Origin of the sequence: Candidatus Regiella insecticola LSR1 (assembly GCF_000143625.1) — a bacterium.
Taxonomy (GTDB): Bacteria; Pseudomonadota; Gammaproteobacteria; order Enterobacterales; family Enterobacteriaceae; genus Regiella; species Regiella insecticola.
This window is the reverse complement of the sequence record NZ_GL379589.1, coordinates 89,894-104,277: the sequence shown is the minus strand read 5'-3', so window position 1 is coordinate 104,277 and position 14,384 is coordinate 89,894. Positions and strand designations below refer to the sequence as shown.

16 protein-coding genes and 2 pseudogenes are annotated in these 14,384 nt (G+C 43.7%); 4 read left to right on the top strand and 14 right to left on the bottom strand.

Features of this window, described 5'->3' with window-relative positions; all coding sequences use genetic code 11:
* Positions 1–20: 20 nt before the first annotated feature.
* The 12 genes and pseudogenes from hemB to ybeY all read right to left on the bottom strand — a co-directional run bounded on the left by hemB (position 21) and on the right by ybeY (position 10,833).
* Positions 21–1,052 carry a porphobilinogen synthase gene (gene hemB / locus REG_RS00780; RefSeq protein WP_039906860.1) on the bottom strand — a complete coding sequence of 344 codons (1,032 nt, stop codon included), beginning with the start codon at positions 1,050–1,052 and terminating at the stop codon, positions 21–23.
* Positions 1,053–1,168: 116 nt separating this feature from the next.
* Positions 1,169–1,915, bottom strand: a complete 747-nt coding sequence (tatC, locus tag REG_RS00775) for a Sec-independent protein translocase subunit TatC (RefSeq protein ID WP_006704091.1) — start codon at positions 1,913–1,915, stop codon at positions 1,169–1,171.
* Between the two features lie 21 nt (positions 1,916–1,936).
* Positions 1,937–2,365: pseudogene (tatB, locus tag REG_RS00770) on the bottom strand (Sec-independent protein translocase protein TatB); the annotation flags it as partial.
* 3 nt (positions 2,366–2,368) lie between these two features.
* The gene (tatA, locus tag REG_RS00765) at positions 2,369–2,647 is read right to left on the bottom strand and encodes a twin-arginine translocase TatA/TatE family subunit (protein WP_039907047.1); all 279 of its coding nucleotides are present in this window, start codon (positions 2,645–2,647) and stop codon (positions 2,369–2,371) included.
* Positions 2,648–2,748: 101 nt separating this feature from the next.
* Positions 2,749–4,371 carry a ubiquinone biosynthesis regulatory protein kinase UbiB gene (ubiB, locus tag REG_RS00760; RefSeq protein WP_006704088.1) on the bottom strand — a complete coding sequence of 541 codons (1,623 nt, stop codon included), beginning with the start codon at positions 4,369–4,371 and terminating at the stop codon, positions 2,749–2,751.
* A complete protein-coding gene (locus tag REG_RS00755; RefSeq protein ID WP_039906859.1) occupies positions 4,368–4,991 on the bottom strand; it encodes a ubiquinone biosynthesis accessory factor UbiJ in 624 nt (207 codons plus the stop codon). Before REG_RS00755 ends, ubiB begins: the two co-directional genes overlap by 4 nt.
* 13 nt (positions 4,992–5,004) lie before the next feature.
* On the bottom strand, positions 5,005–5,760 hold the full coding sequence (gene ubiE / locus REG_RS00750; RefSeq protein ID WP_039906857.1) for a bifunctional demethylmenaquinone methyltransferase/2-methoxy-6-polyprenyl-1,4-benzoquinol methylase UbiE: 756 nt from the start codon (positions 5,758–5,760) through the stop codon (positions 5,005–5,007).
* A gap of 37 nt (positions 5,761–5,797) precedes the next feature.
* A pseudogene (rmuC, locus tag REG_RS00745) lies at positions 5,798–7,060 on the bottom strand (DNA recombination protein RmuC); the annotation flags it as partial.
* A gap of 136 nt (positions 7,061–7,196) precedes the next feature.
* Entirely contained in the window at positions 7,197–7,727 is a 531-nt protein-coding gene (locus REG_RS00740; RefSeq protein WP_006704084.1) for a DedA family protein, read from the bottom strand.
* 93 nt (positions 7,728–7,820) lie between these two features.
* Positions 7,821–9,383: an apolipoprotein N-acyltransferase gene (lnt, locus tag REG_RS00735; RefSeq protein ID WP_006704083.1), complete on the bottom strand. Its 1,563-nt coding sequence runs from the start codon at positions 9,381–9,383 to the stop codon at positions 7,821–7,823.
* Positions 9,384–10,292, bottom strand: coding sequence for a CNNM family magnesium/cobalt transport protein CorC (gene corC, locus REG_RS00730; RefSeq protein ID WP_006704082.1), 909 nt, complete (start codon positions 10,290–10,292; stop codon positions 9,384–9,386). It lies immediately after the preceding gene.
* An 85-nt stretch (positions 10,293–10,377) separates the two neighbouring features.
* A complete protein-coding gene (ybeY, locus tag REG_RS00725; protein WP_087943363.1) occupies positions 10,378–10,833 on the bottom strand; it encodes an rRNA maturation RNase YbeY in 456 nt (151 codons plus the stop codon).
* Between the two features lie 113 nt (positions 10,834–10,946).
* On the opposite strand from ybeY, the gene xseA reads away from it, so the two are divergent.
* From xseA to REG_RS00705, 4 genes are all read left to right on the top strand, one after another.
* Positions 10,947–12,302: an exodeoxyribonuclease VII large subunit gene (xseA, locus tag REG_RS00720; protein ID WP_006704080.1), complete on the top strand. Its 1,356-nt coding sequence runs from the start codon at positions 10,947–10,949 to the stop codon at positions 12,300–12,302.
* 19 nt (positions 12,303–12,321) lie between these two features.
* A complete protein-coding gene (locus REG_RS00715) occupies positions 12,322–12,909 on the top strand; it encodes a hypothetical protein (protein ID WP_006704079.1) in 588 nt (195 codons plus the stop codon).
* 60 nt (positions 12,910–12,969) lie between these two features.
* A complete protein-coding gene (locus REG_RS00710) occupies positions 12,970–13,224 on the top strand; it encodes a hypothetical protein (protein WP_006704078.1) in 255 nt (84 codons plus the stop codon).
* Between the two features lie 69 nt (positions 13,225–13,293).
* The gene (locus REG_RS00705) at positions 13,294–13,923 is read left to right on the top strand and encodes a hypothetical protein (protein WP_006704077.1); all 630 of its coding nucleotides are present in this window, start codon (positions 13,294–13,296) and stop codon (positions 13,921–13,923) included.
* A 19-nt stretch (positions 13,924–13,942) separates the two neighbouring features.
* On the opposite strand, the gene REG_RS13935 is transcribed toward REG_RS00705, so the two are convergent.
* A complete protein-coding gene (locus REG_RS13935) occupies positions 13,943–14,134 on the bottom strand; it encodes a transposase (protein ID WP_260200037.1) in 192 nt (63 codons plus the stop codon).
* Positions 14,127–14,375 (bottom strand): transposase, encoded by a 249-nt coding sequence (locus tag REG_RS13930; RefSeq protein WP_260200036.1) that lies wholly within the window; start codon positions 14,373–14,375, stop codon positions 14,127–14,129. The genes REG_RS13935 and REG_RS13930 overlap by 8 nt, the downstream gene beginning before the upstream one ends.
* Positions 14,376–14,384: the final 9 nt, after the last annotated feature.

The window sequence follows — 14,384 nt, the reverse complement described above, 5'->3', positions numbered from 1 at the left end:
GAAGTAGGTGATGCAAGTAGTTACTGATTAACCACAAACTGATCTTCAGATAACCATTGCGCGACTTTTTTTGCAAAATAAGTTAACACCCCATCGGCACCTGCTCGTTTAAAACACAAGAGCGATTCCATGATTGCGGGTTTTTCCGGCAACCAATGGTTGTTAATCGCCGCCATATGCATGGCATATTCGCCAGAAACCTGATAGGCAAAAGTGGGCACGTAAAAAGTGTCTTTAACCCGCCGCACGATATCAAGATAGGGCATTCCTGGTTTTATCATCACCATATCAGCACCTTCTTGTAGATCTTGTGCAATTTCTTGCAGTGCTTCATGACTGTTAGCAGGATCCATCTGATAATTTTTTTTATCAATGCTTTTTAGCTTCACACGCGAGCCGATGGCATCACGAAAAGGGCCATAATAACAAGAAGCATATTTTGCGGAGTACGCCATAATTTGCGTATTAGCCTGTTTTTTATTTTCTAATGCATCACGAATCGCGCCAATCCGCCCATCCATCATATCGCTCGGCGCAATAATATCCGACCCGGCCTCGGCATGGGAGAGTGCTTGACGTACCAAAATACCGTTGGTGGTATCGTTGATGACATAGCCACTACTTTTATCAACGATACCATCGTGTCCATGCAGGGTGTAAGGATCAAGCGCCACATCGGTCAACACACCTAATTCAGGTACGGCTTTTTTTAGCGCTCTGACCGCGCGTTGTACTAATCCATTTGGGTTATAAGCTTCTTCGGCATTGATCGATTTTATCGAAGAATCAATCACTGGAAATAAAGCGATAACCGGAATACCCAATTTGGCAACGACTTCAGCTTCTTTTAATAGTAGATCGATGCTCATACGTGAGATGCCTGGCATAGAAGCAATGGCTTCCTGACGATGCTCCCCTTCGATAATAAAGAGCGGGTAAATTAAGTCATTGACCGTCAGTTGATTTTCTGCCGTCAGGCGACGACTAAAATCATAACGGCGTAGACGGCGTAGACGGCGAGCAGGAAAGGTGCCGGTAAAGAGATAACTCATATTGTCCTCACTCAAATGAAACCGTAGCGAGTGATACGCAGCCAAGGCGCCCGGCGCACTTGACATAAGTACATGAAGATTGCGCGCACCAGGCAACGCAGGATCCGCATCACTCGCTACGGTTTCGAAACCTGTTTTGTACGTGGTTTTTTTGCATAAAAATGAGCGCTCAATATACCCACTTCAAACAAAAGATACATAGGGATTGCCAATAATGTTTGTGAAAAAATATCAGGGGGGGTGAGCAACATGCCAATAATAAAGACCCCGACTAACACGTAGGGGCGTTTTTTCTTTAAATCATCCGGCGTGGTGACGCCACACCAACAGAGTAAAATAATAGCAACGGGAATTTCAAAAGAAACGCCAAAAGCAATAAATAATGCCATAACGAAATCAAGATAATGATTAATGTCTGTCGCTATCAATACCCCTGCTGGTGCCGTTTGAGTGAAAAAACCAAATGCCAGTGGAAAGACAATAAAATAGGCAAAGGCCATCCCCATATAAAACAACAGACTGCTTGAAGCCAACAATGGCAGCATTAAACGGCGTTCATGTTGATATAGCGCCGGTGCGATAAATGCCCAAATTTGATACAGAATCAGAGGGGCAGATAAAAGCAGCGATACCATGATAGTCAGCTTGATGGGAGTGAGAAAAGGTGATGCCACATCAGTCGCAATCATGCTGGCGCCAGCGGGTAATTGTTTTATTAACGGCGCAGAAACTAACTGATAAATATCATTGGCGAAATAAACTAAGGCTAAAAAAACGATCAATAGGGTAATAAGGCAATACAATAGCCGCTTGCGGAGTTCTATTAAATGGCTGATAAAAGGCTTGGCAGGATCAATAGACATCACTCAGCGATCTCCCTTGGTGGGATGAGCAGCGGTTGCTGTTGATACCTCTTTCGGTGCCGCTGGTGGTTTAGTAGATATCATTTCATCATGAATAGCTTCATCATCAATAGGTAATGAATGATTTATAGTATGGTCATCATTTGCCGTGACTTCTGCATGATAAAAATGTAGCAGTGCTTCAGTTGCATTTTTTAGTTCATCGATAGAGGCTTTTAGTTCTGGCGTCATATGTTGTAACCCGGCTTGTTCAGCTTTTTTTAAACTTTCTTGTAGCTCCTGAAGCTTTAATTCTCGTGATACTTCATGTTGCACGGTGGTGGCCACGGAGCGTAATGCCCGTATCCAACCTGTTACTGTCTTTACCGCCACCAGTAAGCGTTCTGGCCCAAGAACAATCAAGCCGATCACTATCACCAACAGCAGTTCGCCAAAGCCAATATCAAACACGGTCTATACCTGTTCTTTGTTATTTTTGGTTTTTTCCGTTTTGGTGTCTAACGGCTCGTCAGTCACTATTTTTTTCAAAAAATCAGCGTCATCACTCTTTTGATCCGCCTTGGTGGGTGAGGTATCAGTGGAAGAGGGGGTTGCATCATCACCGATTGCCTTTTTAAAACCTTTGAGTGATGCACCCAGATCGGATCCTAAACTTCGCAGTTTATTCGTACCAAATATCAGCGCTACGATCACCGCAATGATAATTAATTGCCAAATACTTATGCCACCCATGTTGTTTACCTCGCAGATTTTCTCATGATCAATAGACCCTTCGTCTTTGAAGCCGCCGCGTTGTTGGCTGCGGACATTTGCCCTCATCAGGTAGTAGGGTTTCAAACACGCTTCCAAGCGACGATCCACATCCACACCCCAACAATAATCAATCCTATCGACAATGCTTCATGCTGACCTATAAGTTGTAAAAGCGTTCCACTCACCAGTAGTGTCACGCCGACATTCAATAAATAATGTGCTTTCCCCTGCTGTTGTTGCTTTTTAAGTTGCAGTGACAAGTGATCTAGGCTTTGCCGTAATTTTTTATGCTGTTGCAAGCTGTCGTAAACCAGTTCAGGCAGTTCGGGGAATTTTTCTGCCCACAACGGGATTTTTTGTTTTAACGTCTGTAGCAGCGCACAGAGCCCTGATTGATCACGCAACCAGTTTTCTAAAAAAGGTTTCGCGGTCGCCCATAAATCCAGTTTAGGATAAAGTTGGCGTCCTAGCCCCTCTATATACAATAATGTTTTTTGTAGTAGCACCAGCTGAGGTTGTATCTCCATATTAAAACGACGGGCGGTATTAAATAAATTCAGTAACAAATGACCAAAGGATATTTCAGCTAACGGTTTTGCAAAGATAGGCTCACATAGGGTGCGGATGGCAAATTCAAAATCTTCTACATTAGTATCATCCGGTACCCAGCCTGAATGAAGATGTAATTCGGCCACTCTTTGATAATCACGGTTAAAAAAAGCCACAAAATTTTCGGCGAGATAGCGTTTGTCAGCCTTATTTAACGCGCCTACGATGCCAAAATCAATGCCGATATACAGGGGATCTTGTGGATGTTGATAACTGACAAAAATATTGCCTGGATGCATATCAGCATGGAAAAAATTATCGCGAAATACTTGAGTGAAAAATACCTGAACTCCGCGTTCGGCCAGCAGTTTCATATTGGTGCCATTCTGCTCTAACGCGGTAATATCTGATACTGGAATACCGTAAATACGCTCCATGACTAACACATTTTCTCGACAGAGATCCGAATACACTTTCGGAATGTAGAGCGTCGAACTATTTTTAAAATTACGACGTAGCTGGATCGCATTGGCTGCTTCTCGTAACAAATTCAACTCATCAAATAAGGTTTTTTCGTATTCTTTCACCACTTCATAGGGACGTAATCTGCGGCTATCGGGCAGTAATTTGGGGATCCATTTCGCTAAACGATACATTAAACGAATATCTGCTTTGATAATCGGGCGAATGTTCGGGCGGATAACTTTTAACACCACTTCCTGACCATTTGATTTCAAACGAGCCCGATGCACTTGAGCTATTGATGCTGAGGCTAATGCTTGCTGATCAAAATCATCAAACCAAGTTGCTAAAGGTGCCCCCATTGCCGATTCAATACATTGACGCGCCAGGCTACCATCGAAAGGCGCGACGCGATCTTGTAATAATGTCAATTGATCAGCAATCTCAGTTGAGAACAGATCGCGACGGGTTGACATCATTTGACCAAATTTGATCCAAACGGGCCCCAATTGTTGTAATGCTAGCCGTAAACGTTCGCCTAATGGTTTGTCTTTATGACGATTCGGTAACCAAAAAAATAACCGGCAGACAATGCGCAATACAGCAACATTGGGGACTAATTCACCCAAGCCGTAATTAAAAAATACGCGAATAATTAAACAGAGACGTCGAAATTCTCCCAGTAGTGTCATCGTTCCTCCAGCTGCTCTAATCTCGCACTGAGTCGGTCTATTTTTTGCGAGACAGCATCAACCTCTTTACTAAACCAAGCCACTGCTAATGGAGGGGGGGCTATTTTCCATTCCTCGGTTATTGCCTCAGCCCAATAACGCTGCTGTTGTTTCCACTGAGTGGTGAGGAAACGATGACTTTTAGCTAGCATTTGCGCCACTGTTTCCGCCGCAATATCGCCGATATAAGGCACCAGGTATTCAGTGGGATCCCATTGCGCAAAATCCAATAGCGTCACCAGTTGCTGTGCAATTTGAATGTTGCCTTCGACGATGAGCTGACCATCGCGTATTAATGAGGATAATTGTTGTGGATCGCTGAGCTTAGTGAGCGCACTGAGACCTGTTTTAATCGTGCAATCGATAGGGTCTTCCCAGTGAGTTAAAACATCAACGTGATACGGAGAAAATAATAATAACAGAGGGGTTTTCAGTTCTTTTATTTCAATACCTAGCACTTTATTGGCCAGACTAGCACGTATTGCTTTCATGCTTGGATCACGAAATAGCAGCTTATTTAGCAATAGCTCTAGCAGCGCGGCAACGGCAGTAGAGGCTAAAAATTCTCGTTTCAAAGACATCATATTCTCCACTTCAAAACTTAAAGCCGCGATGTAACGCCACAATGCCGCCGGTTAAATTAAAGTAGGTCACATTTTCAAATCCAGCGTCAGTTATCATCCCTTTCAGCGTTTCCTGATCGGGATGCATACGAATCGATTCAGCTAAATAACGATAACTTTCGGCATCTTGAGCCACTATTTTTCCCATTTTGGGCAAAATATGGAACGAATAAGCATCATAGATTTTACTTATCGGTTCACACTCTGGCTTTGAGAATTCGAGGATCAATAAACGTCCTCCCGGTTTGAGCACGCGAAACATCGAGTTTAATGCCTGCTGTTTTTCGGTGACATTTCTTAAGCCAAAAGCGATAGTAATACAGTCAAAATAATTATCGGGAAAAGGCAAGGCTTCGGCGTTGGCCTGAACATAATACACATTGGCTATGATGCCATTGTTACGTAGTTTTTCGCGTCCTACCTGTAACATCGATTGATTAATATCGGCCAACACCACTTGACCCTGATCGCCAATTAATCGCGAAAATTTAGCGGTTAAATCGCCGGTTCCTCCCGCCAGATCCAGTATTTTTTGGCCACGTCTAACGCCGCTACAATTAATGGTAAAGCGTTTCCAGATACGATGAATGCCAAATGACATCACATCATTCATCAAATCGTACTTAGCGGCGACAGAATGAAAAACGGCGGCGACCATGTCTTCTTTCGCTTCTTTGGCTACGGTACGGAAACCAAAATGCGTAGTCTCTTTTTCTTGCCCTGTCATTGTTTTTGCCTGCCTGCTTTTGATCAATAAACTTCGATTACTCTGTTACTACACAAGGCAATTCATCTTCGTGCGATACCGAATGACGTTCCTCTTTTGTCTTACTTTTTTCTACTAACACGGGACTAATGGGCTTTTTAATTTCAACCCCTAAGGTGCGAAAACTTTCTGCTTGTTTGATCAGATTACCTCGGCCTTCAATCAGTTTATTCATCGCTTGGCTATAGCTGATCTGTACTTTATTTAAACTTTGTCCCAAGCATTCCATATCATCGACAAATAAACGTAATTTGTCATAAAGTTTACTGGCACGTTCGGCGATTTTCTGTGCATTTTCGCTTTGATGTTCATAACGCCATAAGTTGTTAATGGTACGTAAAGCCACCAGCAATGTGGTGGGACTAACTAACATAATATTGTGCTGTAGTGCTTCGTTGATCAATTCAGGTTGTCGATCCAGTGCCGCCAAAAATGCAGGCTCAATGGGAATAAACATCAAAACATAATCCAGCGAGCGTAAACCAGGGAGCTGTTGGTAGTCTTTTTTACCTAACATTTTAATGTGGTTACGTAATGAAAGAATATGTTCATTCAGTGCACTTTCTCGTTTGGCTTCTTCTTCGCTGTTAAAATAGCGCTCATAAGCCACCAATGACATTTTAGCGTCAATAATCACATCTTTATCCTGCGGTAAACGCACAATAACATCAGGTTGCATACGACTATTGTGATCCACTTTCACACTCACCTGGGTGTGGTATTCATGACCTTCTCGTAAACCAGAAGCTTGCAACACCTTACTCAGAACCACTTCACCCCAGTTGCCTTGTATTTTATTATCGCCTTTCAGGGCGTTGGTGAGATTAATGGTTTCACTGGCCATTTTACTGTTTAATTGTTGAAGGCAACGAATTTCATGTGTTAGCGTGTGACGTTCACGTGCTTCCTGGCCATAACTCTCTTGAATTTGCCGTCGAAAATTTTCTAATTGTTCGCGCAAGGGTAACAACAGGTGATCCAAACTTTGTTGATTCTGTTCATTCACTTGGCGACCTGTTTGCTCAAAGATACGATTTGCTAGGTTTTCAAATTGACTGGTCAAACGTTGTTCACTGTTTAACAATAAATGTTGTTTTTCTTCCGCGGCTGTCCGTGTCTCTTCTAAGCGAACCTTCATTTCGCGCAGCTCCGTTTTTTGCGCACTATTTTCTTCACGCTGAAGTTGTAATGCGGTATCAAGTTTATGACACTGATCACGCCAATAGGCCAGCTGTTTTAGTTTCTCAATGCTAGCAGCAACCAACCATCCCAATAAGACACTGAGTAAACAACCCGCTCCGATCAGGATGTACCATACATTTATCTCCACGGTTTCTCCTATTTAGATTTGTTGCAAAACCTACTGCGCAACGCAGAATTCATACCACGCGAGAAATCTAATCCATCCATTCATGGAGCCACTGCATACCAAACGCCCCCGGCGCTAATATGCCAAAAGCCCAAAAAAAGGCAGAAATGAGATTGGCTAATTGGAAATAACCTTGTGGCATATTACAAACACCGGCAATTAAAGGAACAACGGCGCGTAACGGCCCGAAAAAACGGCCGATAAATACACCAAAAATCCCCCAACGTTCGAAAAATGTACGCCCCCGTGTGAGTAGATGTGGATGATGAGATAATGGCCACAACGTATTCACGCGGTCTTTATAGTGAAATCCTATCCAATATGAAAGCCAATCACCGAAAAATGCGCCAATTGCGGCGGCAATCCATATCGGCCAAAAAGTAATCCCACTTTCGCCAATAAGGACACCGAATGCCAATAAAATAATGGTAGCGGGTAACAATAAAGAAATAAAAGCCAATGATTCACCCAATGCGAGGAAAAAGACCAGCGGAATCGCCCAAATTTCATGTGCTCGGGCAAAATCTGTCGTGTAAGTAACAATGTCGTTTAAGGTCACAGCGTAGTATTTCCTGTCGGTGAGTTAATAGACTTTTTGCATATACCCTTCGCGCCGCCTTGTTGGCTGCGGGAGTTTGCCTCATCAGGTAGTTTATCTACACTCATCGGTCTCACCCCCTGGCTGCCTAGCAGCAGCTTTAAAGACGAAGGGGATAACCGCGAGTATCAAGCTAATCAACCATAATGGCCAGCTGCCAAAACGGGCGTAAGGTGTCACACCAGAAGTGGGTGTGACTGCAACATTAAGTACTTGACGTGTAAAGGGGGGAATAGCCGCCAGCACGTCGCCATTCGCTGCTACTACGGCGGTGATACCATTATTAGTGCTACGTAGCAATGGTCGCCCCATTTCCAGCGCACGCATACGTGCCATTTGGAAATGTTGCCATGGCCCAATAGAATGTCCAAACCAAGCGTCGTTAGAGACCGTCAACAGAAAATCAGTATCGGGGCGAAAATTGTTACGGATTTGCTGACCCAACACGATTTCATAGCAAATAGCGGCTGTTAAATTGAAACCTGCCACTTTGAGCTGGGGTTGTATCTCGTTGCCACGGCTAAAAGAAGACATCGGCAGATCAAAAAAAGGGGCTAACGGGCGCAGTAAGTGCTCTAGCGGTACAAACTCGCCAAAAGGCACCAAATGATGTTTTTGATAGCGCTGAGTCGTAGAGTATAGATAGTGTTCTTTGTCTCCCAACACAATAACGTTATTAAAAAAATGCGTTCCGGTTTCCGTCTGGCGGGCATCGACAATACCGGTGATCACGCTGCTATGATGAGCGCGCACTGTTTCGTCTATCATCGATAAAAAAGGATATTGATTCACTTCAATATCAGGGATTGCCGTTTCCGGCCAGATAATAATCGGCGCCTTGCCCAGGTAGGGCAGGGTGGCATCCAGATAGATTTGGCGTGTATCGGCTAAGGTGCTTGGATCCCACTTCATTGATTGCGCGATATTACCTTGCACCATGGCAATATTGACGGTTCTATCAGGATTGAGGGTAAACCAGTTTGCTGTCCCCCCATTCAGTTGACGTAACGACCAGGGTAACAATAAAAGTAATAGTGCCATCATCCCCAACATAATGCGTCGCTGGTGGCAGGCATACACCAACAGGCCACTGATAGCAACTAAGGTAAAAGTGATGCCATCAACGCCTAAAATAGGCGCAATATCTCGCAGCGGGCCACTGATTTGACTATAACCAAATTGTAACCAAGGAAATCCAGTTAACACCCATCCACGTAAAAATTCGCTCAATTGCCATAGCACCGGCGCACCTATAGCGAATTTATACCAGGTTGTTTTTGGATACAGGCAAGTGAGTGCCACCGCAAAGAGCAGTGGGTAGCAAGATAAGTAGGCGGATAATAATAAGACAAGAAAAATATTGGTTACTGTTGGCATCCCACCAAATTCAGCAATGCTGACATAAACCCAATTAATACCAGTGCCAAATAAGCCCATCCCCCAAGCAAAGCCGATAATGGCCGCCTGTTTACGCGAACGATTTAAGATGGAGAGCAGTAACCCAGCAAGCGAAAGAATCGCCGCCGGCCAAAAATCAAACGGAGAAAAGGCCAATGTACCGCAAGCACCAAACGAGAAGGCGAGTAAAATACGAATCCATTGACGATTAAGTAACATTTAGTTTTCCAATGTTGGAAATAGCCCATTTGGAGGAACTTTAACATGAACTTGAATAATGCGACGGCTATCTGTCATCGCCGTTTTAAATGAGTAACCTTTAATTTCAATAACTTCACCACGTGTAGGCAAGTGACCAAAGGCTTGCATGACGAAACCGCCGATGGTATCGACTTCGTCATCGCTAAAATCGGTGTTGAATATTTGATTAAAGTATTCAATTTTGGTTAATGCACGTACGGCATAGGTATCATTGCTAAGTGGGCGAACGGCCCAATCTTCTTCGTCATCATCATATTCATCTTCTATTTCGCCTACGATAAGCTCCAGGATATCTTCGATGGTTACTAACCCGGATACTCCGCCAAACTCATCGATGACGATAGCCATATGATAGCGCTGTAGACGGAATTCTTTTAGCATCCGATCAACCCGTTTACTTTCTGGCACCACCACCGCGGGTCGCAACACTTTATTGAGGCTAAAAGCAGTAGAATCCGTGAGTATAAAAGGTAATAAATCCTTTGCTAACAACATGCCTTCAATATGATCTTTATCTTCGCTGATAACAGGAAAGCGGGAGTGAGCCGATTCAGTGATCACATCTAAGCATTCATCCAAGGTTTGATTGTATTTGAGTATGACCATTTGAGAGCGCGGGATCATAATATCTCGTACACGTTGTTCAGCAATATTCATCACCCCTTCCAGCATGTCTCTTGTATCGTGATCGATCAGATCTTTTTGTTCAGAATCACGGATAAATGCGACTAAATCAGTACGATTTTTAATCTTGCACTGGAAAAAATAACGCAAGACGATATTTAAAAATTTTCGACTAATAGCAGAAAAAAATCCGTTTTTGGCGGGAGGGGAATTATCATTGATAGATGGATGGTCGTCGCTCATGGCGTTTTAATTAAAATTACCTATGTTGGTTATAATTTCGAATAGGCTTTTAGATCAGCCCGCATTATTGGAGGCTGAATAGTCTCTACAGAAAATAGGCATCAGGATAGCCTAAAGTTTGTAGAATGTCAGTTTCGAGAGATTCCATCTCTTGCGCCTCTTCATCAGTTATATGGTCATACCCTAGCAGATGCAAGGTGCCATGCACAACCATGTGTGCCCAGTGAGCCAATAGGGTTTTATTTTGCTCTACCGCTTCTCGTTCAACCACCTGTCGACAAATAACCAGATCGCCTAACCATGGCAAGTTAATTTCTTCAGGAAGGGTAGAGGGAAAAGATAGCACATTGGTTGGTTTATCTTTATCACGATAGATAAAATTTAGTTGACGACTTTCAGCCTCATCCACCAGCCGAATGGTCATTTCAGCTTCAGATAACGATTGAAATTTTACCTGTATCGCCTCCAACCAGCTGTTAAAATTGGCTTCGGTCGGTAGTTTTTTATTGTGAGTACATACAATTTGTAAATCTAGAATCACGGGGGCATCCACAAATAAATGAGTAATTAATAACAATATGACTTCTTTTAGCAAGATTACATTGCTGATAAAAATCACGCATTAAAAATAGACCTCTTTTTTTAGGAGCCTGCATGCCATCAATTTCTGTCCCCTCAATTTTTACTGTGAGTCTGCTTAATCAGCATGTGCGACAACTGCTAGAAATGGAAATGGGGCAAATCCGGCTCAGCGCTGAAATTTCCAATTTTTCACAGCCCTCTTCCGGCCATTGGTATTTCACGCTAAAAGATGAGCGCGCCCAGGTACGTTGTGTCATGTTCCGCAATAGTAATCGTTTTGTCACCTTTAAGCCTCGTAATGGTCAGCAGGTACTGATCCGCGCATCGATCACATTGTATGAAGCCAGAGGTGATTACCAGCTGATTGCTGAAAATATGCAACCCGCTGGTGATGGTTTATTACAGCAGCAATTTGAGCAGCTTAGACAGCAGCTAACAGCGGAGGGATTGTTTAAACAGGATCATAAAAAACCGCTGCCTCATTCGGCTAAACAGATTGGCGTTATCACCTCTATCCATGGCGCAGTTTTGCATGATGTTCTCCAGGTGCTACAACGCCGTGATCCGTCTTTGCCTGTGGTGATTTATCCTACTAGCGTGCAGGGGGTTGACGCGCCTTGGCAAATTATGAAGGCGATTGAAATAGCTAATCAGCGCGCTGAATGTGATGTTCTGATCGTCTGTCGAGGAGGCGGTGCACTAGAGGATTTATGGAGTTTTAACGACGAGCGGGTGGTACGCGCGATATTTAATAGTCGCCTTCCCATCGTCAGTGCTGTGGGTCATGAAACCGATGTCACGCTGGTTGATTTTGTTGCTGATTTACGAGCGCCCACCCCCTCGGCGGCGGCAGAGTTGCTCAGTCGTGATCAACTTGAATTGATGCGCCAAATTGCAGTACAGCAACAACGTATGGCGATGGCGCTGGATTATTATTTAGCGCAATGCCAACGCCAATTTAGTCAGTTTAAACATCGTTTACAACGACAGCATCCACAGTTACAGCTAGCAAATCAGCAAACTGAGTTAGTTAGGTTACAAAATAGATTGGAGCAGGCGATAAGCACGCAAATGGCCGAGCAGTTACAGCAACTCCATTTTCTGCAACAACGTTTGATCAAGCTAAGGTTACTTGAATACTTTTATGGTTATCATCAACGGATACAACAGCAAGCCTATGGTCTTAAACAGGCTTTAGAGCGTCAATGTAATCAGTATCGCCAGCGCTTTAGCGTTGTTTGCTCGCGACTGGAAGCGGTGAGCCCATTAGCCATTTTGGCACGAGGTTATAATGTCACTCACACTTCAGCCGGAACGGTGTTAAACAGCATCAAGCAAGGGCAAAGAGGAGAAAAAATCATCACTCGCTTGCAAGATGGCTCCATTGAAAGTGAAATCACGCAAATAAATGCGGTAAAAATCACGTAAAATAGTATACCTTTCGTCTTTGAAATTGCCTTCGGCGGCCAGGGCGAGCACTCGCAGCCAACAACGCGGCGGCTTGAAAGACAAAGGGTATGACGAAGGGTATATAGACTCCAAATCAGGGATGATAAAAATGGCAAAAAATCCAGAAGGTATTACTTCAGAACAATGGGCACATTTGATTGAGCGGGTTCGACATATTGAGCCTCGCTATTCATTAGCTGAAGCCGAAGCTTTTCTCAATCAATTTAATTATGCTAACGCCACCAAAGTGAGCGATTATCAATCGATGCTAGAGGGTATTGAAGAAAGCCATGTTGAGCTTGCTTTGGTTGATCCGGGACCACTTAATCATGGTTATCATTCTCCTCTCAGTTGGACAATGATAGACAAATCCACCTCCGAGCAAGAAGTGCCTCCCCCCAAAAAAGTGAAAATGACCGTTGCCGGCTCATCTCAGCCTCTCCCCCCAGCCGATCTTCCAGAGAGCGACTCTACGTCAGTTTTAGCCGCTCATATTAACCGTGCGGGGATCCCTCCTAAAAAATGGCAAGCCTTGATCACCAAAGTAAAAAGTATTCAGCCAAATTATTCCTACGCTGAAGCATAAGCTTTTCTCGATCTGTTTACCTTTCCCGAAGATTCTCGTATCCAGAATTATGAGCAACTGTTGCGCGATATTCAGGACAATGGCATGAATCTTGTTCGCATGGCACAGCAGCAAAGAGAGAGAAATAGAGAAAAGAAACATGCCCCCGACGCTGCAGCGCCCGTTGAAGGCGCCGCCGCACAGGTAGCAGCTGATGATATTAATGTTGTCGATTCGGTTTATTATACCGGTGAAACGTCTGAGGCAGTGGCAAGCTTTAAAATGTCGGAAGATTATGCGCAGTTCATTAGACCTCTTCGGAAACCTACTGCGTGATACGGATCCTGCGGTGCGCGCAATCCTCATGTACTTTATGTTAACGAAGGTTGCTGTGCGCCGGGCGCCTTGACTTCGCATCACTCGCTACGGTTTCCAAAGAGGTCTATTGCAAAATATCATCAGGCTGTTGATAAAATTGTTGAGTTTTATACGGCCAATGTTGATGATCAAGAAAATACCACTTTAGTGAGCGAAAATTTTAAAGTATTCAAGAAAAAAATAGAGAACAGCGATGATCAGGATAGTCACCGTTACTACCAGGTGAAAAGTGTGCTGGAAGAAATCGCGCGTTTGTTAGTGCAACCTAATACGCCAAAAAATCCACTCAACAATAAATTAGCGCAAATTTATGAACTGGCTGACAGGATCATATATTGTGCCGATGGTGCCACTACCGATATTTTAAGAGCTAGCTCAAATTTGTTCGCTCCCTCGCCGGATTTATTGAGCAATATGCAGAAAATAAAGGAAAAAATAGCGGTCAATACCTTGCTCGAATTTATGGTTCAACACGCAATAAATAACAACATCCACACATTCAATGCGTTTTGGGATCACTTTCATCAAAAACTGGCTCTGCCAGGCAGTCAAGATCGTTTTAGAAATTTGGATTTAGTGACTCCCCGATTAGTTGCCCGCTATCGGAAAAAATTGACCGAAGCGCTGACACCCTATCGTATAGCTTATGCGGTATAAATTGATTTAAAATAAAGGGTCAGAAAAAAGGGTCAGAAAACAAGGTATCGATATCACATAGTCGCTTTCTGCGAAGGGCTTTAGCTTGAGCCCATTTGTGCTCAATGGGATTCATGTCAGGAGAATACGTGGGGAGATATTCGAGAATAAAGCCAGCTTTCTGTATAGCAGCCTGGATGTCTTGGCGTTTATGGAAGCGCACATTATCCATCACAAGGACTGCCCCTGGAGGGGATTTTGGCAGTAAATCTTTGGGTGACCCAGGCATAAAAAATATCGCTGTTGATATGGCAGTCGAAGGTACAAACCGTAGTTAATTTTCCGTTAAGCTGTGCACCAATGACATTAGTACGTGCTTTGGCATGGCAATCGTGTTGGCCGTAACAGCGCTTCCCTTTCACTGAATAACCATAAAGACGCGGCATATCATGAGCAAAACCGCTTTCATCCACGTTAGCCCT